At 40.2% G+C, this 20,911-nt stretch carries 26 protein-coding genes, 1 tRNA gene and 1 rRNA gene; 20 read left to right on the plus strand and 8 right to left on the minus strand.

What is annotated here, in order from left to right:
* The 18 genes from rrf to hisE form a co-directional block, all read left to right on the plus strand.
* Positions 1-104 (plus strand): 5S ribosomal RNA (gene rrf / locus HZR21_RS09775); the annotation flags it as partial.
* A gap of 4 nt (positions 105-108) precedes the next feature.
* Positions 109-182 (plus strand) — tRNA-Asn (locus HZR21_RS09780).
* 59 nt (positions 183-241) lie between these two features.
* Positions 242-892 carry a phosphatase PAP2 family protein gene (locus HZR21_RS09785; protein WP_180747483.1) on the plus strand — a complete coding sequence of 217 codons (651 nt, stop codon included), beginning with the start codon at positions 242-244 and terminating at the stop codon, positions 890-892.
* A complete protein-coding gene (gene mnmL, locus HZR21_RS09790; protein ID WP_180747484.1) occupies positions 889-1,806 on the plus strand; it encodes a tRNA modification radical SAM protein MnmL/YtqA in 918 nt (305 codons plus the stop codon). The genes HZR21_RS09785 and mnmL overlap by 4 nt, the downstream gene beginning before the upstream one ends.
* Positions 1,800-2,342, plus strand: a complete 543-nt coding sequence (gene mnmM, locus HZR21_RS09795; protein ID WP_180747485.1) for a tRNA 5-(aminomethyl)-2-thiouridylate-methyltransferase MnmM — start codon at positions 1,800-1,802, stop codon at positions 2,340-2,342. Before mnmL ends, mnmM begins: the two co-directional genes overlap by 7 nt.
* Before the next feature lie 444 nt (positions 2,343-2,786).
* The gene (hisC, locus tag HZR21_RS09800; protein ID WP_180747501.1) at positions 2,787-3,842 is read left to right on the plus strand and encodes a histidinol-phosphate transaminase; all 1,056 of its coding nucleotides are present in this window, start codon (positions 2,787-2,789) and stop codon (positions 3,840-3,842) included.
* Complete coding sequence (locus tag HZR21_RS09805; RefSeq protein WP_180747486.1) at positions 3,839-4,798, plus strand: ATP phosphoribosyltransferase regulatory subunit; 960 nt, start codon at positions 3,839-3,841, stop codon at positions 4,796-4,798. The genes hisC and HZR21_RS09805 overlap by 4 nt, the downstream gene beginning before the upstream one ends.
* Positions 4,795-5,436 carry an ATP phosphoribosyltransferase gene (gene hisG, locus HZR21_RS09810; RefSeq protein ID WP_180747487.1) on the plus strand — a complete coding sequence of 214 codons (642 nt, stop codon included), beginning with the start codon at positions 4,795-4,797 and terminating at the stop codon, positions 5,434-5,436. Before HZR21_RS09805 ends, hisG begins: the two co-directional genes overlap by 4 nt.
* Before the next feature lies 1 nt (position 5,437).
* Positions 5,438-6,724 carry a histidinol dehydrogenase gene (gene hisD, locus HZR21_RS09815; protein WP_180747502.1) on the plus strand — a complete coding sequence of 429 codons (1,287 nt, stop codon included), beginning with the start codon at positions 5,438-5,440 and terminating at the stop codon, positions 6,722-6,724.
* Positions 6,721-7,485, plus strand: a complete 765-nt coding sequence (locus tag HZR21_RS09820) for an ABC transporter ATP-binding protein (RefSeq protein ID WP_246307846.1) — start codon at positions 6,721-6,723, stop codon at positions 7,483-7,485. Before hisD ends, HZR21_RS09820 begins: the two co-directional genes overlap by 4 nt.
* Positions 7,463-9,151, plus strand: a complete 1,689-nt coding sequence (locus HZR21_RS09825; RefSeq protein ID WP_180747488.1) for a hypothetical protein — start codon at positions 7,463-7,465, stop codon at positions 9,149-9,151. Before HZR21_RS09820 ends, HZR21_RS09825 begins: the two co-directional genes overlap by 23 nt.
* Positions 9,152-9,165: 14 nt before the next feature.
* The gene (gene serB, locus HZR21_RS09830; protein WP_180747489.1) at positions 9,166-9,819 is read left to right on the plus strand and encodes a phosphoserine phosphatase SerB; all 654 of its coding nucleotides are present in this window, start codon (positions 9,166-9,168) and stop codon (positions 9,817-9,819) included.
* Entirely contained in the window at positions 9,816-10,400 is a 585-nt protein-coding gene (gene hisB, locus HZR21_RS09835; protein WP_180747490.1) for an imidazoleglycerol-phosphate dehydratase HisB, read from the plus strand. The genes serB and hisB overlap by 4 nt, the downstream gene beginning before the upstream one ends.
* Before the next feature lies 1 nt (position 10,401).
* The gene (gene hisH / locus HZR21_RS09840; protein WP_180747491.1) at positions 10,402-11,028 is read left to right on the plus strand and encodes an imidazole glycerol phosphate synthase subunit HisH; all 627 of its coding nucleotides are present in this window, start codon (positions 10,402-10,404) and stop codon (positions 11,026-11,028) included.
* Positions 11,006-11,719 carry a 1-(5-phosphoribosyl)-5-[(5-phosphoribosylamino)methylideneamino]imidazole-4-carboxamide isomerase gene (gene hisA / locus HZR21_RS09845; protein WP_180747492.1) on the plus strand — a complete coding sequence of 238 codons (714 nt, stop codon included), beginning with the start codon at positions 11,006-11,008 and terminating at the stop codon, positions 11,717-11,719. The genes hisH and hisA overlap by 23 nt, the downstream gene beginning before the upstream one ends.
* Position 11,720: 1 nt before the next feature.
* Entirely contained in the window at positions 11,721-12,479 is a 759-nt protein-coding gene (hisF, locus tag HZR21_RS09850; RefSeq protein WP_061775246.1) for an imidazole glycerol phosphate synthase subunit HisF, read from the plus strand.
* Between the two features lies 1 nt (position 12,480).
* A complete protein-coding gene (gene hisI, locus HZR21_RS09855) occupies positions 12,481-12,846 on the plus strand; it encodes a phosphoribosyl-AMP cyclohydrolase (RefSeq protein WP_180747493.1) in 366 nt (121 codons plus the stop codon).
* The gene (gene hisE / locus HZR21_RS09860) at positions 12,843-13,157 is read left to right on the plus strand and encodes a phosphoribosyl-ATP diphosphatase (protein WP_003137394.1); all 315 of its coding nucleotides are present in this window, start codon (positions 12,843-12,845) and stop codon (positions 13,155-13,157) included. The genes hisI and hisE overlap by 4 nt, the downstream gene beginning before the upstream one ends.
* 84 nt (positions 13,158-13,241) lie before the next feature.
* On the opposite strand, the gene lepB (HZR21_RS09865) is transcribed toward hisE, so the two are convergent.
* From lepB (HZR21_RS09865) to rnhC, 3 genes are read right to left on the minus strand one after another with little or no spacing between them, the layout of a single operon-like run.
* Positions 13,242-13,817, minus strand: a complete 576-nt coding sequence (gene lepB / locus HZR21_RS09865; RefSeq protein WP_180747494.1) for a signal peptidase I — start codon at positions 13,815-13,817, stop codon at positions 13,242-13,244.
* Positions 13,818-13,834: 17 nt separating this feature from the next.
* Positions 13,835-14,431, minus strand: coding sequence for a signal peptidase I (lepB, locus tag HZR21_RS09870; RefSeq protein WP_180747495.1), 597 nt, complete (start codon positions 14,429-14,431; stop codon positions 13,835-13,837).
* The gene (rnhC, locus tag HZR21_RS09875) at positions 14,428-15,306 is read right to left on the minus strand and encodes a ribonuclease HIII (RefSeq protein WP_180747496.1); all 879 of its coding nucleotides are present in this window, start codon (positions 15,304-15,306) and stop codon (positions 14,428-14,430) included. Before rnhC ends, lepB (HZR21_RS09870) begins: the two co-directional genes overlap by 4 nt.
* A gap of 170 nt (positions 15,307-15,476) precedes the next feature.
* Here rnhC and rplM point away from each other — a divergent pair, with 170 nt between their 5' ends.
* Together rplM and rpsI are read left to right on the plus strand one after the other, a co-directional pair.
* Entirely contained in the window at positions 15,477-15,923 is a 447-nt protein-coding gene (rplM, locus tag HZR21_RS09880; protein WP_003137386.1) for a 50S ribosomal protein L13, read from the plus strand.
* Between the two features lie 13 nt (positions 15,924-15,936).
* On the plus strand, positions 15,937-16,329 hold the full coding sequence (rpsI, locus tag HZR21_RS09885; RefSeq protein WP_003137384.1) for a 30S ribosomal protein S9: 393 nt from the start codon (positions 15,937-15,939) through the stop codon (positions 16,327-16,329).
* A gap of 116 nt (positions 16,330-16,445) precedes the next feature.
* On the opposite strand, the gene HZR21_RS09890 is transcribed toward rpsI, so the two are convergent.
* The 5 genes from HZR21_RS09890 to HZR21_RS09910 form a co-directional block, all read right to left on the minus strand.
* Entirely contained in the window at positions 16,446-17,660 is a 1,215-nt protein-coding gene (locus HZR21_RS09890) for a site-specific integrase (RefSeq protein ID WP_180747497.1), read from the minus strand.
* Between the two features lie 74 nt (positions 17,661-17,734).
* Positions 17,735-17,995 carry a helix-turn-helix domain-containing protein gene (locus HZR21_RS09895; protein WP_003137379.1) on the minus strand — a complete coding sequence of 87 codons (261 nt, stop codon included), beginning with the start codon at positions 17,993-17,995 and terminating at the stop codon, positions 17,735-17,737.
* Between the two features lie 103 nt (positions 17,996-18,098).
* A complete protein-coding gene (locus HZR21_RS09900; RefSeq protein ID WP_180747498.1) occupies positions 18,099-18,614 on the minus strand; it encodes a hypothetical protein in 516 nt (171 codons plus the stop codon).
* A 3-nt stretch (positions 18,615-18,617) separates the two neighbouring features.
* Positions 18,618-19,679, minus strand: a complete 1,062-nt coding sequence (locus HZR21_RS09905) for a phage tail tip lysozyme (protein ID WP_180747499.1) — start codon at positions 19,677-19,679, stop codon at positions 18,618-18,620.
* A gap of 112 nt (positions 19,680-19,791) precedes the next feature.
* Positions 19,792-20,911: cytochrome b family protein (locus tag HZR21_RS09910; protein WP_180747500.1), on the minus strand; the 1,120-nt coding region annotated here is incomplete at its 5' end.

Consider the following 20,911-nt stretch of genomic DNA (forward strand, 5'->3'; position numbering starts at 1 on the left):
TGCATGAGAGATACACCTGTTCCCATGTCGAACACAGCAGTTAAGTCTCATTACGCCGGAAGTAGTTGGGGGTTGCCCCCTGTGAGATATGGTCGGTGCCAAGCATATTCCGCTTTAGCTCAGTTGGTAGTAGCGCATGACTGTTAATCATGATGTCGCAAGTTCGAGTCTTGCAAGCGGAGTCAGATATCGTAAGTCCATCTATGTTTCAATAGATGGACTTTTTTGTTATAATATAATAATGAAACTAAAAAAAACGTATCAATTATATGCAAGCTTTGGACTAGTCTTTTTCGTTATGCTAGGATACTTAGTTAAATTTTTTCCGAGTAGTTTAACGGGGATTGACCGTCAAATACAGTTAATTGTTAGGCATAATATGTCAGATGGTCTGACTTCTTTTTATAAATTTGTGACTAATTTTGGTGGGACAGTTTATGTTCCTATTCTTTTAAGTGTTTTACTTGTTTTTTTATTGTTGAAAAAATGGTATAGTGAAGCAATTTTTATCACTTTAAATGTAGCGATTGTGCCTATTTTAATCTTTGTACTGAAACATGTTTATGGTCGGACGCGTCCGTCCTTGCAGCATCTTGTGGTAGAGAATGGGTTGAGCTTTCCTTCGGGGCATGCTAGTACGAGTTTGATGTTTTATGCTTGTCTGATGGTGCTGATTTGCCAAAGGTTGCACAATCGTCAAATAAAGTGGTTAGTTCGTGTGTTAGCTAGCATGTTCATTGTGTTGATTGGTATGTCTCGGATTTATCTGGGGGTGCATTATCCTACTGATATTTTGGGTGGTTGGTTGATGAGTGGTAGTATTTTATTGATGACGTATCCGATATATGATGAGTTACGCTTTAAGTTGCGTTTTAAGGGAGTTCAAAAGTGAATAAACGATATACGACGTGGAATGATTATCTGCGTGATAATTTTGGTGAGAAGGTTTTTAAAGTGCCGATTGATGCAGGTTTTGATTGTCCGAATCGAGATGGTACGGTGGCGCATGGTGGTTGTACGTTCTGTTCTGTTTCAGGTTCAGGTGATATGATTGTCGCGCCTGAGGAGCCGATTCCAGTTCAGGTTGAAAAAGAGATTGAATTTTTACATCAAAAATGGCCGGGTGTGAAGAAATATATTGCCTATTTCCAAAACTTTACCAATACACATGGTCCAGTAGAAGTCCTTCGTGAGCGCTTTGAGCAAGCGGTGGATCGGCCTGATATCGTTGGGATTAATATTGGGACGCGTCCAGATTGTTTGCCTGATGATGTGCTGGATTACTTGTCTGAGTTGAATGAGCGGATGACGGTTTGGGTTGAGCTAGGTTTACAGACGACGTACCAAGAAACGAGTGATTTGATTAATCGTGCGCATGATTATCAGACTTACTTGGATGCTGTGGCTAAATTGCGGGCTCGTGGTATTTTGGTTTGTGTTCATTTGATTAATGGCTTACCGGGTGAAACTCAAGAAATGATGGTTGAAAATGTGCGTCGTGTTGTGGCGGATTCAGATATTCAGGGCATCAAACTTCATTTGTTGCATTTGATGACTGGGACACGAATGCAGCGTGATTTTCATCAGGGAGATTTGCAGTTGATGGCTTTTGATGATTATGTGAATGTGATTTGTGATCAGCTAGAAATTATTCCAAAAGAGATTTCAATTCATCGTCTGACAGGTGATGCACCGCGTGAGATGTTGATTGGTCCAATGTGGAGTCTGAAGAAGTGGGAAGTGCTGAACGCAATTGATGCAGAGCTAGAACGTCGCAATGTTTTTCAGGGAGATAAGGCATGTTAAGTCCGCTTGAGCTGGCACATCGTTCACTTGCAGAAGTTATTGTGCCTGAAGATCTTGTGGTTGATGCGACCATGGGGCAGGGCTATGATACTGTTTTTTTAGCAGGATTGAAAGCGGATGTTGTCGCTTTTGATGTACAGGCGCTTGCACTTGAAAGGACGGCGGAGCGTTTGGAGCGGGCGCAGTTGTCTGCTAAGTTGATACGTGATGGGCATGAAAATATTGGCCAGTATATTGAGCAGCCAATAAAAGCTGCGATTTTTAATCTGGGTTATTTGCCTAAATCTGATAAGAAAGTGATTACTCAAGCTGAGACGACGCTTAGTGCTCTAACACAACTGTTAGAGATGTTGGTCAAAGGTGGCAGGATTGCTTTGATGATTTATTATGGTCATGAGGGTGGTCTTGAGGAACGGGATGCTGTGTTGGCTTTTGTTTCTGGGTTGCCACAAAGAGAATTTCAGGTGATGCGTTATGGTGGGATTAATCAAGCGAATCATCCGCCGTTTTTGGTGATGATTGAGAAGCGTTTGTGAGTGATTGGTTTCACGTTGCATCGCTTTTTGTTTTACTTAAAAACTTTGCTCCTGCGGTTACTCGTCGCATAGAACTTTTTGCATAAAGCAAAGCGGAATGCAAAAAGTTCTTGCTATTTTCTGAATTTTCTTGTAAAATGTAGTAAATAGACAAATCTGTGAGAGAAAGATACTTCTGTCAATTCTAAAGAGAGCGCTTGGTGCTGGGAAAGCGTGTAAAATCAGAGGTTACACATTCTTGAGAGGATATACGAAATAGATACTGATTTAATTGAGTATAAGTAGTGTGTCACGTTTCCCGCGTTAAGGGTGCAGGTCTTGACTTGCTGAGTAGCAGATGGCGACATTTGTTAGAAAAAAGGTGGTACCACGTTTAAACGTCCTTGTGAAGTTATTTCACTTGGGCGTTTTTTGCTCAATTTTGGGTTGGTTAATGATAAGGAGATTAAAATGAAGGGTTTGCGTCAAATAAAACCGTATGTGGCTGGAGCACAGCCACAAGATAAAAAGATGATTAAAATTAATACTAATGAGAATGCTTTTCCACCAAGTCCTGGTGTTTTACAGGCTTTGGCATCGTTTGATGGGCAAGTTTTACGACGGTATTCTGCTTTGGAAAATAATGCTTTACGTGACAAATTAGCGGAAAATTTGGGTGTTAATAGAGATCAAATCATTGTTGGCAATGGGTCAGATGATATTTTAGCTTTGGCTTTTTTGAGTTTTTTAAATTCAGATGATGCTGTTCTTTTTCCTGATATAACTTATGGATTTTACAAGGTTTGGGCGGATTTATTTCGAATTCCTTTCGAGGAGGTGCCACTTTCAGATGAATTTGAGATTGTGACTACTGACTATATTAATAGCATCAATGGTGGGATTGTGATTGCTAATCCAAATGCACCAACGGGTATTTTCAAAGATTTGTCTGAGGTTGAAGCGATTGTTGCGGCAAATCAAGATGTGGTGGTGATCATTGATGAGGCTTATATCGCTTTTGGTGGTGAATCTGCCTTGCCTTTGCTCGAACAATATGACAATGTTTTTATCACTCGGACTTTCTCTAAAGATGCAGCTTTGGCTGGGTTACGGGTTGGTTATGGGATTGGCTCACCGAAATTAATTTCGGTGATCAATGCGGTGAAAAATTCTTATAATCCTTATTCAGTTGATCTGATCGCTGAGGCATTAGCGACTGCTGCGGTTGAGGATTATCAATATTATGAGCGGGTTAACGCTGAAATATCAGAGACGCGAGATTGGTTTTCAGCTGAGTTACGCGCGCTTGGTTTTGAAGTCCTTCCGTCTGCTACAAATTTTGTTTTAACGAAGCCTGCTGGCATTGCCGCAGAAAGTTTGTTTGAATTTCTGCAAAGTAAACAGATTTATGTGCGCTACTTTGGTGATAAGGGGCGTTTGTCGGATTATTTGAGGATTTCAATTGGGACGCAGGATGAGATGGCCAAGGTGATACAAGTGATAGGAGATTTGTTTGTATGAAAAATAAGCAATTAGCACCTGGTATGCATGATAAGCTGTTCAAGCGCGCGCAGAGTGTGTATCAGATTGAGATGAGGGTTTCAAATTTTCTGATGGCGAGTGGGTTTAATCGGATTGATACGCCGATGATTGAGTATGCTGGGGTTTTTGAGGATGAGCTAGATAACCATAACTATCATTTGTTTGATAAGCATGGTGATTTACTTGTGATTCGGCCTGATGTGACGCAGTCTATTGCGCGTGTGGTGGCGACGACTAAGGTGACTTTGCCGATTAAATTTTCTTATAGTGGGAAGGTCTTTAGAAATCATGATGAGCTAAAGGGGTTGCAGAATGAACGGATGCAGGCTGGTATTGAAATTATCGGTTTCGATGCGTCAGTTGCGATTACGGAAGCTTTAGACTTGGCTAAGTCAAGTTTACATTTGGCAGGTGTCAAGGATTATCGGATTGAGCTGAGTCATGCTGGGATTTTACAGACGATCTTTGCAACATTTGATGAGACGCAGGTTGAGCTATTGGCAACTCGAATTAAGAACAAGTCAATCACAGGATTGACGGAGTTTGTTAAGCAAAATCCGAGTGAATTTGACGATTTTTTAATCAATTTACCTAGATTATTCGGATCAGCAGAAGATGTGCTGCAATCTGCTAAGAAGTGGGTTAAAAATCCCGAAATTCTAGCTGCTTTGGCAGAGATTGAAAACTTGAGTCATGATTTTGCGCAATCTACGGTTGATCTTGGAATGCTGGCTAAAAAAGATTACTATACTGGTGTGATGTTCCGAGTCTTTAGTGATAAGGTGCCTTATGCTTTTCTGAGTGGTGGTCGCTATGATAAATTGTTTGAGCGTTTTGATGCGGGGGCTGTTAGTGCGGTCGGCTGGGCTTTAGATGTTGATGCGGTTTATGAAGAAATACGTCAGGATATTGTCTTTGGTGGAGGTGACGCATGATTACAATAGCATTGACCAAAGGACGGATTGAAAAAGATACGGTTAAAATATTGGCTGAGGCTGGGTTTGATATGGGCTTTATGGCTGACAAAGGTCGTAATTTAATTTTCATCGACGAGGCTCAGGATTTACGGTTTCTATTGGTGAAGGCGCTTGATGTGGCGACTTATGTTGAGCATGGGATTGCTGACTTGGGGGTTGTGGGCTCTGATGTGCTCTACGAACATCCAGGGTCTTATCTGGAAATGTTGGATTTGAATATTGGCCTGTGTAAATTTTCGGTTGCGAGTATTCCGTCTTATAATCCCTATGACCATAAGCGAAAGAAGATTGCGACCAAGTATCCCAAAATTGCCACTGATTTCTTCAATAGCAAGGATGAAGATGTTGAGATTGTATCAATTCAAGGATCTGTGGAAATTGCACCGGTCATCGGATTGACTGATGCCATTGTTGACATTGTCGAAACGGGGAATACGCTAGTGGCAAATGGTTTGGTTGTATTTGAAGATATTGTTCGAGTGTCGTCACGCTTGATTGCTAATAGTGCGAGTATTAAGAAAAATCCAGAGATTATGACGCTTATCGACCGACTACAAGCGGTTGTAGGAAATGAAGAGGTGGCTTTTAATGGTTAAAATGAAACGATTGACAGGTTCAGCAAAGGAAATATCGCAGATTTTAGACGCAGAATATGCAGCCTATGCCAAATCTCAAGATAATTTTGATGGCATTGTCGCAGAAATTATCGCTGATGTCCGTGCCAATGGGGATGCGGCTTTGCGGGCGTATTCGGAAAAATTTGATGGTTTGGCAATGACGTCGTTTGAAGTTTCACGTGAAACAATCAAGCGGGCTTTTGATACCATAGATCCAGATGTGTTATTGGCCTTGCAAAATGCCAAGGAAAATATCGAGTCTTATCACAAACATCAGGTTGAACCAGGTTTTGTGGATGCGCAGGCGTCAGGTGTGATTCGAGGTCAGCTTGTGCTACCGATCGAGAAAGTTGGAGTCTACGTGCCGGGTGGGACGGCAGCTTATCCGTCTAGTGTGTTGATGAATGTCTTGCCAGCGAAAATCGCGGGTGTGCCTGAGATTTATATGGTGACACCACCGCAAACTCAGTTTAATCCAGCGATTTTAGTCGCAGCCCAATTGGCGGGTGTGACGAAGATTTTCCAAGTTGGTGGGGCGCAGGCGATTGCTGCTTTAGCATATGGTACAGAGTCTATTCCTAAAGTGGATAAGATTACGGGTCCTGGCAATATCTTTGTGGCAACGGCGAAAAAGCAAGTTTTTGGTCAAGTTGGCATTGATATGATCGCAGGACCGTCTGAAATCGGTGTGATTGCGGATAGCTCAGCTAATGCGGCCTATGTGGCGGCTGATTTGCTATCACAAGCTGAACATGACAAGCTAGCGCGGGCGGTGTTGGTGACTGATTCAGTCGAGTTGGCTGATGCGGTTGACCTTGAATTGGAAAAACAACTGCAAACTTTACCACGTGAAACCATTGCACGGGCATCTATTGAAAACAATGGTCGGACGATTATTGCCAATTCGGTTGATGAGATGTTTGACTTGATGAATGAAGTGGCACCAGAACATTTGGAAATTGCCTTGGACGATGCTATGACTTATCTACCAAAGATAAAAAATGCTGGGAGTATTTTCCTAGGACATTTTACGTCTGAGCCGATTGGCGACTACTATGCGGGAACGAATCACGTGCTACCAACGTCTGGTACGGCTCGATTTTACAGTGCCTTGGGTGTTTACGACTTTGTCAAGAGAAGTCAGTTTACCTATTACAGCCAAGATGCTGTTGCGGCAGCAACAAAAGATATTACGACTTTGGCCTATTCTGAAAGTTTGCAGGCACATGCGCGTGCGATTGAGATTCGTGGGGAAATTGATAAATGACAGCAAAACTAGGCTCAGTAAAATTAGGGGGGAAGTTGCAACTTGCTTTAGAAAATATCGATAAGGCGTTTGATGAGAAAAAACTTTTTAATGATGTGACTTTTAAATTTGAGACGGGTAAAATTTATGGTTTGCTTGGTCGAAATGGCTCAGGGAAAACGACTTTGTTTAATTGCATTGCTCGGAATTTATCAGTGGATAGTGGCAGTATTGCTATCATTGATGATGAGGGTCGGAAAATTACTGATTATGAGAACACTGAGATTGGATTTGTCACAACGACGACGCATTTACCTGATTTTATGACGGGGTTAGAATTTGTTCGATTTGTTATGGATTTAAATCGAGAACGTTTGACGACAACCCTTTCGGCTAGTGATAATTTGACGAGATATGGTATCAAAGTCAGTGACCAAAATAAGCTCCTTCGAGATTATTCTCATGGGATGAAAAATAAGGTGCAAATGCTAGTAACTGAGGTGACAAATGCGCCGATTTATTTATTAGATGAGCCATTGACTAGCTTTGACCCGGTTGCGGCTTACGAGGTCAAGGAGCGGATTCGTGAGTTGAAATCACGGGCGATTGTCATTTTCTCCACGCATATTTTGGAACTTGCTAAGGAGTTGTGTGATGAGATTGTTTTATTGCATGACCAAAAATTAGAGGTATTAGGGAATGATAAACTTCAATCTCAAGATTTTGAAAAGGAGATTGTGATGATTTTGAGTGAGGAACATGACAATGATGCCTTATCTTAATTTTTATAAAAACTACTTGCAAATTCAAACTACCGAATTTCTGAATGGCTTGTGGTTTTGGTTACGTCGCATACCCTTAATTGGTCAATCTATCTCGCCAAAGTTTTATGGGATGAGAGATTTAAAGACTGTCATTTTAGTGATTTTTAAATGGTTGAGTTTGCCACTAACGGTACTTAAAAAAAGTGTGTTGGTGTTCATCGCTTGGTTAGTCGCTTTTGGGGTTAAAAATCTTTCTTTACAAAAGGAAAGTGTGCTGTGGGATACTTTTAGGATAGATTATCCTGAGATTTTTCATTGGACATTAACAATATTTCTCCTTTTTTGTGTTTTTGAGCAATTGAGTTTTGTGATGGCCTCAAGTAGTAGCTTATTTAAAGGGATTGCATTTGCCAAGATGTTTCGACTCTCTTATGGAGATACTTTGAAAAAGCTCAATCGGATAAATCTTGTGCAAAGTTTACTCGCCTATGTTTTTCCCTTGGGTATTCTAGGATTAATCTATCACCAGTCTTTCGTTGCTATCATTTTACCGTCTAGTTTTCGCTTATTAGCGTTAAATCTTGCCTTATTTTTAGTGTCTAAAAATTGGTGGGTAAACGTTTTGGATAGCTATCAAAAAAAGATTTTCAAATATAGTTATAATCTTGTCATTTTTGGGGGAGGGTTATTTGGTCTCATCTACCTGACGTTAATTCATATGTTAGAGTGGACAGCTCTTTCAGCTTGGTTTATCTTGATATTAGCTAGTGTTAGTTTCTTGCTAAGTCAGAAAAAGAAATTATCACAAAGGTTTATCCAAAGCATTTTTAGAAATCTCGCACATCATGAACAGATAGTGACGGAGGCAAAATCAAATCAATCAAACACTGGCTTGAAGGCTGCACAAAAATCAAGTCAAAAAATTGAAGTGACTGATGAGCAAGAATTATTTGATAAATTTTCTGGTATTCAACTCCTGAATCGTTTACTTTTCAAGCGTTATCGGAAAGTTTTCAAGAAAAAGTTGCTCTATCGTTTAGGTGGCTTGGGCCTTACTTTTTTGCTTATATTGGGTATCTACGGCTATTTAGCGATTCGATTTGGAAAAACAGACTATTTGACGTTTAATCAGGTAGGTAATATTTTACCTAGTATCTTTTTCATCATGTATTTGGCGAGCATATCGAAAGAAGTTGTTGCCATTTACTATACGAAGTGTGACCAAGCGATGTTGAATTATCCTTTTTATCGGACTGAGCAAACCATTTTGCAGAGTTTTATTGGCCGTTTGAAACAATCTTTTATGGTCAACACGCCAATTGTTGTCGCGCTCTTTGTTAATGTTTTCGCTGGGATCTTGTTATTCGGAAAAGACATCCCCTTGAGTTTTTATGGTTTGATTGTTTTTTATGGAGTTGCTGTAAATCTCCTGTTTTCATTTCATGAATTATTTCTCTATTATATTTTGCAACCATTTGATAGAGAAGGAAACACGAAAAATCCAATTTTTACCGTGATTAATGGGATATTTTATTATTTCTGTATTCAAAATTATCAATTTGCCAATCGCTTTGATAAAACAACAACGTATGTTTTGACCATTTCGATTATCAGTGTGGTTTATGTCAGTCTTGGCTTAATCATCATTAAACTAGAAGCACCAAAAAGATTTAAATTAAAATAGAAACTGGAGATGAGATGACAAAAACAAAAGGACTTCTAATCATGGATGTGGACAGCACCCTGATTCAGGAAGAAGGGATAGATTTACTAGGTGAGATCGCAGGGAGCGGCGCTGAGATTGCGGACATCACCAGTCGCGCCATGAACGGCGAGTTAGATTTCGCTGAGGCGCTAGCCGCGCGGGTGGCCCTGCTCAAAGGACTACCTGAGACAGTTTTCGCTGAGGTGCGCAAACAAATTCATTTTACTGAAGGTGCGCGTGACTTAGTCGCGGCCTTGCAGGCCAATGGTTGGAAAGTCGGTGTGGTATCGGGTGGTTTTCACGAAACGGTTGATGACCTAGCCCGTGAACTCGGGCTTGATTATGTCCGTGCGAATCACCTAGAAATTGTAGACGGTCAGCTCACCGGCAAAACGACGGGTGACATTGTCACAAAAGAAGTGAAGTTAGCTAGCCTAAAAAAATGGGCAGCTGAACTAGGTCTTGAGCTATCTCAAACGGTGGCTATGGGTGATGGTGCCAACGACCTCCCTATGATTTTGGCGAGTGGCATTGGGATTGCTTTCCATGCCAAGCCAGTCGTGCGCGAACAAGCACCCTACCAAATCAACACACCCAATTTAGCATTAGCTCTTGATATCATTAAAGAAGTGAAAGGTGACTTATGAGACAAGCAGAAATCACACGCAACACAGCAGAAACCCAAATTACATTAGCGGTTAACTTAGATGCCCAAACGCCTGTAGATATTCAAACCGGCGTTGGTTTCTTCGACCATATGCTAACTCTTTTCGCCAGTCACGGTCGCATGAGCCTAGTCGTTAAGGCTAATGGCGATTTGCACGTGGACAGTCACCATACGGTTGAAGATGTTGGCATTGCCCTTGGGACAGCGCTCCGGGAGGCACTGGGCGACAAGGTGGGGATCAATCGTTACGGCACGTCTTTTGTGCCAATGGATGAGACCCTGGGCATGGCGAGTCTAGATTTATCAGGTCGGTCTTACCTCGTTTTCGATGCCGAGTTTACCAATCCAACTTTAGGCAATTTCGATACTGAACTAGTCGAAGAATTTTTCCAAGCCTTGGCTTTCAATGTGCAAATGAACTTGCACCTGAAAATTTTACATGGTAAAAATAATCACCATAAATCAGAATCCCTTTTCAAGGCAACCGGCCGTGCCTTACGTGAAGCAGTGACTTTGAATCCAGAGATTCATGGGGTGAATTCGACTAAAGGAGTACTGTAAGATGACCATTGCAGTGATTGATTACGATGCAGGCAACACAGCCAATGTCTTGCGTGCCTTAAATAAAATCGGTGTCGACGCTGTATTGACAGCTGACCAAGCTGTCATCCAATCAGCGGACGGATTGATTCTCCCCGGTGTCGGTGCCTTCCCAACGGCTATGGCCGAGCTTGAAAAGCGTGATTTGGTTGCGACAATCAAATCAGCAGTTGCGACTGGGACACCGCTCTTGGGCATTTGTCTGGGGATGCAGTTGCTACTGAATGCATCAGAAGAACATGTCTTAACAGATGGTCTGGGCTTGATTCCAGGCATCTGTCGTGCCATTCCAGCAGGTGACAATCTCAAAGTCCCACATATGGGCTGGAACCAGGTGGATGTGGTCAAACCGACAGCGCTAACCGCGAACTTACAAGACAGTGCCGTTTACTTTGTCCACTCTTATTTTACAGATGTTGCCCCTGACTATTTAGATGTCACCGCAGATTATGGGATTAAAGTGCCAGCCATGATTTCTCATGGTCATGTCTATGGGGCGCAATTTCATCCTGAAAAATCAGGAGACGTTGGACTTGGTATCTTAGAAAAACTTAAGGAGGTTGTCTATGCAGATTCTGCCAGCAATTGATATAAAGAATGGCCGTGCCGTGCGTTTATTTAAAGGGGATTTTGCCCAGGAAACAGTGGTCAATGCCAGTCCATTGGCACAAGCTGAAATTTTTGCGGCAGCAGGTATCACTTACCTGCACGTTGTCGATTTAGATGGTGCGTTAGATGGTCGGGCAACTAGCGCCCCGATTATCGAAGAAATTGTCACTAAAACAGGGTTGAAAATTGAAGTCGGTGGTGGTATTCGGACCTTAGAGCAGATTTCTGACTATCTGGCTAAAGGTGTTGACCGTGTGATTATTGGGTCGATGGCGGTTAAAAATCCTGACTTTGTGAAAGCTGCGCTTGAGCAATTCGGGGCAGATAAGATTGTCGTTGGGATTGACGCCAAAAAAGGCTTGGTCGCAGCAGAAGGCTGGCTAGAAACGTCTGACGTAGATTATATTACTCTGGCACTTGAAATGGAAAAAATTGGTGTCCGCCTATTCGTTTATACAGATGTTGACCGAGATGGTACCTTGACTGGGCCGAACTTTGAACATTACGAAAAGTTGCAGGCTGCTTTAACGCGTGCTGCTGTTATCGCAAGTGGTGGGATTGCTCAGCTTTCCGACTTAACAAAATTAGCTGATATCGGCGTTGCTGGGACCATTGTCGGAAAAGCCTACTATAACGGTAATGTGAGTTTAGATGAACTGAAGGAGTTTTGAGATGTTAGCAAAACGCATTATTCCGTGTTTGGATGTTAAGGATGGGCGCGTGGTCAAGGGCGTTAATTTCGTCAATTTGACGGATGTTGGCGACCCGGCTGAGACGGCGAAAATTTATTATGAGCAGGGCTGTGATGAGCTTGTTTTTCTGGATATTACGGCGACGCATGAGGCGCGTGATACCATGGTGGATGTGGTGCGGACTGTCGCAGATCAGGTTTTCATCCCCTTTACGGTCGGTGGTGGCATTCGCTCAGTCGAGGATATGCACAAGATGCTCAAAGCCGGCGCTGATAAGGTTGGCATCAACTCTAGCGCAGTCGCCAATCCCGATCTGATTCGGCAGGGTGCCGAGAAGTTTGGGAACCAATGTATCGTGGTCGCAATCGACGCTAAAAAACAAGACGATGGCAGTTTTCATGTCTATGTCAATGGTGGGCGAAAGGATACCGGACTGGATGCCATTGAATGGGCGAAAAAGGCCGTTTCTCTGGGTGCTGGCGAGATTCTTCTGACCAGTATGGACAAGGATGGTACCAAGTCTGGCTATGATTTAGAGCTGAATACAGCAATTGCGACGGCGGTTAATGTGCCTGTTATTGCAAGTGGTGGTGCGGGGACGGCTGACGATATCGTCGAAGTCTTTGAGAAGACACCAGTTACTGCGGCATTGGCTGCCAGTGTCTTCCATTATGGTGAAATTGATATTCACGATGTGAAAGTCAAAATGAAAGAAAATCATATTGAGGTGCGTTTGTAAGATGAATAAAACGATTTTGAAAGACGATTCGCTCAAGATTGACTTTGCCAAAAGTCCAGATGGTCTTGTCCCTGTGATCGTCACAGATGTGGCTGACGGTCAGGTCTTGATGTTGGCTTATATGAATGAAGAAAGTTATCAGCTGACCCTAGAAACGCAAGAAACGTGGTATTGGTCACGCTCACGTCAAGAACTGTGGCACAAAGGCGAGACATCAGGACATTATCAATCCGTCAAAAAAATCACTGCAGACTGTGATTTGGATACCTTGTTGATTGCAGTCGAACAGATTGGCCCAGCCTGCCATACAGGCGCTCGGAGCTGTTTCTTTAATGACGTTTTAGAGGTAGAAGGAGATGAAGCATGATTGATGAGTTATACACCCAAGCCGTGGCACGTCAAAAAGAGCCTAAAGCAGGTTCTTATACCAATTATCTTTTTGACAAAGGCTTGGATAAAATTCTTAAAAAAGTAGGCGAAGAAGCAACAGAAGTTGTGATTGCAGCGAAAAATGCGGACAAGGCAGAGATTGCCAATGAAACAGCAGATATTTTCTATCATATCGCAGTCATGTTGGCTGAAACTGGTGTGACACCTGCTGACGTTCAGGCGGTTTTAGATGAACGCAATGGTAAGCAGTCCAATGTTCATGATCGGCCTGAGATTGAGGCGTATTAAACAGTAAAAAAGCATCTGAATAAACTAGTTTAACGACTAGGTTCAGATGCTTTTTTATTGATATTTTCCTAAGGTTTAAAATAGCTAGGGTGCTCGAAATTTGATTTTACCAATTAATTCTTTTTTAGTAAAAGTTCCCAGTTGACGGGAATCTTGTGAGACCAGACGATTGTCCCCAAGTATAAAGTATTGTCCCTCAGGCACATGAATGGTAAAAGTAGCTTTATTGTCAGCTGAAAGGGTAAAAGCTTGTGCTTTCTTAGCGATGTTTTGAAAAAAGCTATTGTCGTGATAGGTGCTTTGAAGTTTGTCAGTAGCGAATTTTTCTTGATAATCTTTGAGATAAGGTTCGTCTACGACCTGACCGTTGAGAGTGAGTGTGTCCTTGTCATAGGAGATGGTATCGCCAGGCAGACCAATCACACGTTTCAAGATATTTCCAGAACCTTGTTTTTTAGCAACGACAATATCAAACCGCTCAATTTGAGTTTTTTTGATAATAATTAGATGTTGGTTAGCAACAAAATTTGGTTCCATTGCGTGTCCCTCAACAACAATTGGTTGCCAAATGAAAATTCGTGACAAGAGTAACCCCATAAAACAAATCGTTACAAATAGAACGAGACCTATGAGACAAAAGAGCCAACGCTTTATAATCATTTTTTATCATCAGCCTCTTAGTCCAGCAAGCCAATTTTTTTCAACGGCCAGATACGAAGTTTCGCCTCGCCAACAATATCGCTTTTCGGGAAAGTGCCAACCTTGCGAGAATCTTGTGAGACCAACCGGTTATCTCCCATTAGGAAGTACTCCCCTTTAGGAACTTTAATAGTGAAAGTGGTTTGACCATTGTCTGACAGAGTAAAAGCATTAGCATTTTGAGCTAAACTTTGGAAAAAAGTATTGTCATGATAAGTTTTTTGCAGGTGGTCTGAGGCGAAAGCCTTTTGATAATCAGCTAGATAAGGCTCTTTCACAACTTTACCATTGACCGTAAGGACATCATTGTCAAATGAAATAGTATCACCAGGCAAACCAATCACACGTTTCACGATATTTTTAGTCTCGTTAGTCTCTTTGTTCAGTTCCTTAGCAACGACGATATCCTGACGCTTGATACTTGCCGTTCTAATAATCACCAGACGCTCCTTGTCAGCTAACGTCGGGTCCATTGAATGCCCCTCCACAATGACCGGCTGCCACACATAGACATGTAATAAGAGCATGACGATGATAAAGAGGGCAAATGGACCCCATTCTTTTAATAATTTCATTTGGCTAATTTCCTTGCTTTTTCTGTATTTGCGAAGTGCAGTTTGGCGACTTGGCTTAATGCCCCTTCACCGTACTGTTGGATGATTTGAGCGGCAACTACATCTGATTTGTGACCAGCACCGCTTGGGAGAGTGAGATGGACATCGCGAGATAAATCGTCCAAGTTGGTGAGAAATAAATCTCGAGCGATGACAGATGACACAGCGACAGCATAAAACTCGCTTTCAGCCTTTTGGCGCAATGTAATCTGACCTTTGATTTGGTTCTTTTCTTTTTTTAGATACTTAGTATAATTTTTCTCAGTCGTGAAGGCATCGATGATGATATGATCGGGTACAGTAGATAGGGCTTGTTCTAATAGAAAAATCGCTTGATTGTGCAGGGCGACCTTAACAGAAACAGCATTGTAACCAGAGTCAATGACTTCATTATACTTGCTAGGGGAGAGTAGTAATGCTTGATGTTGAATTTTATCTTTTAGAATAGGTGCAATCTGCCGAATTTTGACATCAGTCAATTTTTTAGAATCGTCAACGCCTAATTTCTTGATGAGTGGTATATCAGCCTCACTTAGATAAGTTGCGACGACTGCTAAGCCACCAAAGTAGGAGCCATTGCCAACTTCGTCAGTACCAATAATATTAGTTTGTTGGACTGGCGATGTACTAGTTGCTTGGTAGCCAAATTTTGCGGCATAGGTCTCGGCTTGCTCACCTTGAAACATGACCTTGCCCGAAGTATAGACGGTAATCACACAGCCTTTTGGTTTAGCTAAAAACTGGGTATATGGATTGGCTGAGGGCTGAGCCCAGGCTTGAAAATTTTCAACAAGGCGGGCAATGTCAGCTGCAGCCATTTTCAAAACAATGTTCATAAGTACTATTATAGCAAAAAAAACTTGACAAAACGTGTAAAAATGTGATATTATATAAAACGGTATTGTTTACCCCATTTTTAGGTCCCGGAAACTTGAAAATACCGTAGATGAATAAGGAACGATTCAGCTACACCTATGTAAACTACAGATAAAAAATTGGAGAAATCATGAACAAAACTACATATTTCGCTAAACCAGGCGAAGTTGAACGTAAATGGCACGTTGTTGATGCGACAGATATTCCTTTGGGACGTTTGTCAGCAGTTGTTGCGAGCATCCTTCGCGGTAAAAACAAACCACAATACACACAACACACTGACACTGGCGATTTCGTTATCGTTGTCAACGCTGAAAAAGTGAAATTGACTGGTAAAAAAGCATCTGACAAGATTTACTACAAACACTCAATGTACCCAGGCGGATTGAAATCAATCACTGCTGGTGAATTGCGTGAGAAAAATGCAGTTCGTCTTATCGAAACTTCTGTAAAAGGTATGTTGCCACATAACACGCTTGGTCGTGCACAAGGCATGAAACTTAAAGTATTTGTTGGCGCTGAGCACACACACCAAGCTCAAAACCCAGAAGTGCTTGACATTACAGGATTAATCTAAGGAGGACTAGACATTGGCACAAGTACAATACCTCGGCACTGGACGCCGTAAAAATTCAGTAGCTCGTGTACGTTTGGTACCCGGCACTGGTAAAATCACAGTAAACAACAAAGATGTTGAAGAATACATCCCACACGCAGACTTGCGTTTGGTCATCAACCAACCATTTGGCGCAACTGAAACAGTTGGTGCTTACGATGTTCTTGTTAACGTTAATGGTGGTGGTTACGCTGGTCAAGCTGGCGCAATCCGTCACGGTATCTCACGTGCGCTTTTGAACGTAGATCCTGACTTCCGTGCGTCATTGAAACGCGCTGGTTTGTTGACACGTGATGCTCGTATGGTTGAACGTAAAAAAGCTGGTCTCAAAAAAGCCCGTAAAGCAAGTCAATTTTCAAAACGTTAATATCTCTTTCATATCAACGTTTCAAGACACCTTTTGGTTCACACCATTGGGTGTTTTTTTGTTCGTTTTTTGAAAAGTTCACACCAAAATTCACACCATATTCACACCATTGATTTTTAAAGATGACGATAAGCAATTTCTCCGACAGCCATAGGAACAACATTTGAGGTATTGACATAAGTTTGAGTTATATCTATTCCACTATGTGTCAAGGCTTCTGAGATTGCTTCTAAAGAAGTACCAGCTTGTTTGGCTAGAGTTGCTCCAGTATGTCTTAATTTGTGAGGTGTAGCGGGTGCGAGGTTAGCATGTCTCTTTCTAATAGCATTCATTCGATAATTGAGATAATCAGGATGTAATGGTTTGTTTACGTTCCCTTTAGTATCAATGTACGTAAATACAAATTGTTTATTTGTTTGAATGATATTAAATTTTGCAAGCTCATTCTTTTGTTGAACTTTCCAATCTTGAAGCATAATAATTAATTCTTTAGGAATTGAAAAAATAGTCTTTTTATTACTTTTTGTTGACTTGATATTACCGTATTTATCTAATGCTTGAATTAGATGAATTTCAGATTTTTTGAAATCAATGTGTTGCCATTCAAGAGCATAAGTTTCCGATTTTCGATCAGAAAGAAAAAATGTTGTAAAGAATAGAACATAATCTTTTAATTCTAAATCTCCATTTTCTAAATCATCAGCAATTGCTTTCAACCAATCCCTGAGTTCATTCTGAGAGAGATACAAGTCTTCATCACGTCTGGCTTCACGTAACCTGATTTTCTTCGTTGATTTAATGCGTTTTAAAGTTTTAGAAATCTTATTAGATTCAATGTATTCCAATTCTTCCGCCCAATCAAAGATAGAATTAACATAACTTCTTATAACTTTAAAGTTGGCATACTCATCAGCTTTAGCAGTCATTAGATTTAAAATGACTTGCTTATTTTGATTGAGAAAGTTAATCGAGTAATTGCCAAGCATAGGTAAAATATGTTTCTTGAATACTAAAGTAGTATTTTCTACTGTAACTTTTGTAGGCGGTTTAATTGTACTGGTTGTCTGCCCTGCTTTGTAAGATTTCCACCAAACGTGATAGAAAAAATCTGAAAAGAGAATATTGCCATTTGTTTCAAATTCCGAAAGTCTTTCTCCACTCAAAATTTTATCAATTTTGTTTAGCATATCTAGTTCATATTTTTTGGCTTCACTCCTTAATTTAAAACGCTTTTCGATTACTTTTTTACCCGTTCCAAGTGATGGTCTGGCTTCCTCTGGAATATAAATTCGTAAACGATACGTTCCGTTTTTTGTTTTTGTTATTGTCATATTGTATTCCTCTTATTTTGAATTGAGCTAGAAAAATACTATGCTTCAATTATAATCAAACTATGGTAAAATTGCTACTGACTTTCAAGCCAACGATTGACTTCGAATTTATTAAATCGAATTGTCTTACCGATTTTTATCTTTGGCAATCCTTTATCAATCCAATTATCAAGCGTGTTATTAGCAATTCCAAGGTATTGACATGCTTGTTTTTTGTTAAGAAAAGGACTTTCGATATTACTATTATTTAGTATCTGTTCAATTTCTTGTTTAATCAAATTTGATAATAAAAGCTGAATTTCGTGTACCTGTTCATCTGGGAGAATAACTTGCATAATTGATAATCCTTTCATTCATATTTTATATACCTTGCATATAACGAACATGCACCGCTCACATTGTGAGTGTTCTACAATTAAACTAAAGGTACGCTAATATTTAAATACAGCCCAATAATTGAGCTTTAGATTGTTTGTTTAACCAATGAAATGTACCAAGGTCTCGAACTTTAACCATAATTTGCGGTAAGCTGAAGCCATACTCGGCTAGTTCATCAGTATACGACACTAAATATCTGACACAATTATCAATAGAGACACAGAAACTATAGACAACATCTTGATAGCGCCTATCTAATTCTAGTAATTCTAAAACATATTCAGACCACACACGAATTGTTTTGACATCTACATTTGCGTGTTTTTCAATTGTAGTTGGATTGAGTTTATTTAACTTGTTTTGTATCGCTTGTTTTGCTTCAAGACAAAGTAAATCAATTTGTCTTTCATACTTGATGAGCAACTCACACCATGCTAAAATTTCATTGATTTTGGCATAAGGCGATAGATACAAGTCTTTTTTAAAACTTGCGACTTTTTGCTCAAAAAAATTGAAGTCCTCTATCATCTGGACTTCATCATTCATCGCTCGCATTCTAAATTCTGTTAAATTCATTGATTATTTCCCCTCCACATACCAAAATTGCTTAGCTTCATCAGCTGAAAATGTACGATAAGAAACAGTCAATGGTGGTAGACCTGTCACATTCATTTCTGAAATTAAAATAGAGCCATCATCTTTGACTTGTTCTACAAATGCCACATGACCGTATGTTGGGTCAGAACCTGCTTGACCTTGTACAAAACTTAGAGCAGTATGGACTTTAGGGTCATGAGAAACTGAATAACCTGCCTTACTTGCCCAATCGCCACCATTGCCCATGAAACTATCAAATTTAATGCCTAACTGATAAGCACGATTATAAACATACCACGTACATTGACCTTGTGGATAAGAAGCTGAACCACTATAGGCTTGACCACTAAATGGGGTTTCTACCTCCCAACCGTTCGGAATGTTTGCGGACATCACACCATTGACAGCTTCTCCACTTGAATCATTGCTGAAGCCTACATGGTCTTTGAGTAAGTCATACCATTTTTGGGCATCATCTTGTAACTTGTCTGCTTTCGTTTGACCGTCACTTAAAGCGACACCCTCATAATATTGTGACCAATCTAAACTAGCCTGTCTAGGGTCAGTAGAAACGCTCACAAGGTCTTTTGTTTTCTTATATGCACCATTTAACTCAGTAGAGACGAGTTTTAACTCAACGTCCATTGAAAGGGTTCTACTTTCAGCCTTAGACCAACGGTTACCATTGACATTATTAGACCAACCCGACCATTGAAAGATACCTGCAACACCACCGCCAAGGTTTTCAGCTTCTGGATCAAAACCTGATTCCCTTTCAGCGACAGCTAAAGCACCGCTTGCACCTTGAATGCTAAAGCGTTCTTTACTCATGAGATGGCTTGCTATATCAATGACATTTTTAGCTTTTTCTTCTGAAATGTTAGCTTTACTTGCTAATTCTTTTGGTGTGATTGTCAAGCCACCTGCACTACTTGAGAAACTATCCGCATTTCCAGAAGTACCACCTGCCACAATGACAAGTAAAAATATAAAAAAAATAGGTATAAACATACCTAACAGAAATAAATGTTTTTTCTTTTTCATTTGATTTTCTTTCTAGGTATGTTGATACCTCACTTTTTCTTAAATAAACTAACCACAAACCAAACAGGGATAGCAACTATCCCAACAAAAATAGTTTTGATGATTTTCATAATTATTTTCCTTTCCTCTCAATAATACCGCTATCGAAAATACCACGTTTTGCGTTGGCGGTTTTGATTTTAATATCTCGTTTTTGACTATTGTCAGAAGTCGGTAATTTAGGCTTTTCAGTAAATAGTTCTTTACTCAAACGATCGACTTGACCTTTCTTTCTAGCTTTTCTAGTTGAAAGGTCATTTTTAATGCCGTCTGAAAATTTACCTTTGAGTTCATCTTTTCGTTTCTGATAATTGATAGCTTGTGAAGTTTTATTTCTCAAAGTCTTATTTTCAGAACGCTGTATTTTATTGCTATCAAATTTAGCTAGTTTCTTCTTAGCTTCATTTTCAGGCATTAGACCAAGAGAACTTGAAAATTTAGTTTTCAATTTCTCTTTAGAATCAGCGATAGCTTGCTTAGTGTCCACAAAAGCACCTTTTGTGTTTTCCCATTTACCTTTCAAGTTATTAGTTGTTTCTTTTCGTTTTGCTATTGCAAGTTGTTTAGATTTTTCATCTTGACCAAAACGTATTTTATCAGTTGCTTTAACTGTACCTTTAACACCTTTTTTAGCTAAGGTTTTACCAGCGGTACCAGCTTTTTTCACACCGTCAACTTTGCTTTTCGACATTTGATTATGAGTAGATAGACCATTACTTGATAGACTACCACTAGAAGTTGAGAGAGCAGGTGTTTTGTTAAAGTTAAATGGATTTTTGGCATTAGACAAGCTTGGTAATGACTTGACAGAATCAAGACTACCTTTTGCCAATTCAGAAACACTTTTCTTAGCTGTATCAAATAGAGAAGTCAACTTATCTCTTTGTTTCCACAAAAGGAAATACAAAACGAACTGTATGAAAATTGAAATATAATATGAATGTGACACATTTCTAAATGCCATTTCCACAAAGCTATTAAAGATAAGCCCCATTTGCACACCTAATAAACCAGATACTGATAAAGCCGTAAATACGACGATTCTTTTTGCTAAATTACCAGCCAAGTGTTCAAATTGTGGCAAAATAGACAAGACTAATATAATAGGTGCTACAAATATCGCAAAAACAACAATTAACTGTAACACCCACGTGTACATTAATGTACCAACTGTAATCACAGTTAAAACAAAA

The organism is Pseudolactococcus laudensis (assembly GCF_013449735.1).
Taxonomy (GTDB): domain Bacteria; phylum Bacillota; class Bacilli; order Lactobacillales; family Streptococcaceae; genus Pseudolactococcus; species Pseudolactococcus laudensis.

Bases quoted from the DNA above. Each gene is read 5' to 3' on its own strand.
- rplM (WP_003137386.1), top strand. From the start codon at position 15,477: ATGAACAAAACTACATATTTCGCTAAACCAGGCGAAGTTGAACGTAAA.
- lepB (WP_180747495.1), bottom strand. From the start codon at position 14,431: ATGAAATTATTAAAAGAATGGGGTCCATTTGCCCTCTTTATCATCGTC.
- hisB (WP_180747490.1), top strand. From the start codon at position 9,816: ATGAGACAAGCAGAAATCACACGCAACACAGCAGAAACCCAAATTACA.
- rnhC (WP_180747496.1), bottom strand. From the start codon at position 15,306: ATGAACATTGTTTTGAAAATGGCTGCAGCTGACATTGCCCGCCTTGTT.
- HZR21_RS09895 (WP_003137379.1), bottom strand. From the start codon at position 17,995: ATGCAAGTTATTCTCCCAGATGAACAGGTACACGAAATTCAGCTTTTA.
- hisH (WP_180747491.1), top strand. From the start codon at position 10,402: ATGACCATTGCAGTGATTGATTACGATGCAGGCAACACAGCCAATGTC.
- hisD (WP_180747502.1), top strand. From the start codon at position 5,438: ATGAAACGATTGACAGGTTCAGCAAAGGAAATATCGCAGATTTTAGAC.
- HZR21_RS09805 (WP_180747486.1), top strand. From the start codon at position 3,839: ATGAAAAATAAGCAATTAGCACCTGGTATGCATGATAAGCTGTTCAAG.
- hisG (WP_180747487.1), top strand. From the start codon at position 4,795: ATGATTACAATAGCATTGACCAAAGGACGGATTGAAAAAGATACGGTT.
- serB (WP_180747489.1), top strand. From the start codon at position 9,166: ATGACAAAAACAAAAGGACTTCTAATCATGGATGTGGACAGCACCCTG.
- HZR21_RS09890 (WP_180747497.1), bottom strand. From the start codon at position 17,660: ATGACAATAACAAAAACAAAAAACGGAACGTATCGTTTACGAATTTAT.
- hisA (WP_180747492.1), top strand. From the start codon at position 11,006: ATGCAGATTCTGCCAGCAATTGATATAAAGAATGGCCGTGCCGTGCGT.
- HZR21_RS09900 (WP_180747498.1), bottom strand. From the start codon at position 18,614: ATGAATTTAACAGAATTTAGAATGCGAGCGATGAATGATGAAGTCCAG.
- hisF (WP_061775246.1), top strand. From the start codon at position 11,721: ATGTTAGCAAAACGCATTATTCCGTGTTTGGATGTTAAGGATGGGCGC.
- hisI (WP_180747493.1), top strand. From the start codon at position 12,481: ATGAATAAAACGATTTTGAAAGACGATTCGCTCAAGATTGACTTTGCC.
- hisE (WP_003137394.1), top strand. From the start codon at position 12,843: ATGATTGATGAGTTATACACCCAAGCCGTGGCACGTCAAAAAGAGCCT.
- lepB (WP_180747494.1), bottom strand. From the start codon at position 13,817: ATGATTATAAAGCGTTGGCTCTTTTGTCTCATAGGTCTCGTTCTATTT.
- HZR21_RS09905 (WP_180747499.1), bottom strand. From the start codon at position 19,679: ATGAAAAAGAAAAAACATTTATTTCTGTTAGGTATGTTTATACCTATT.
- mnmM (WP_180747485.1), top strand. From the start codon at position 1,800: ATGTTAAGTCCGCTTGAGCTGGCACATCGTTCACTTGCAGAAGTTATT.
- HZR21_RS09825 (WP_180747488.1), top strand. From the start codon at position 7,463: ATGACAATGATGCCTTATCTTAATTTTTATAAAAACTACTTGCAAATT.
- HZR21_RS09820 (WP_246307846.1), top strand. From the start codon at position 6,721: ATGACAGCAAAACTAGGCTCAGTAAAATTAGGGGGGAAGTTGCAACTT.
- HZR21_RS09785 (WP_180747483.1), top strand. From the start codon at position 242: ATGAAACTAAAAAAAACGTATCAATTATATGCAAGCTTTGGACTAGTC.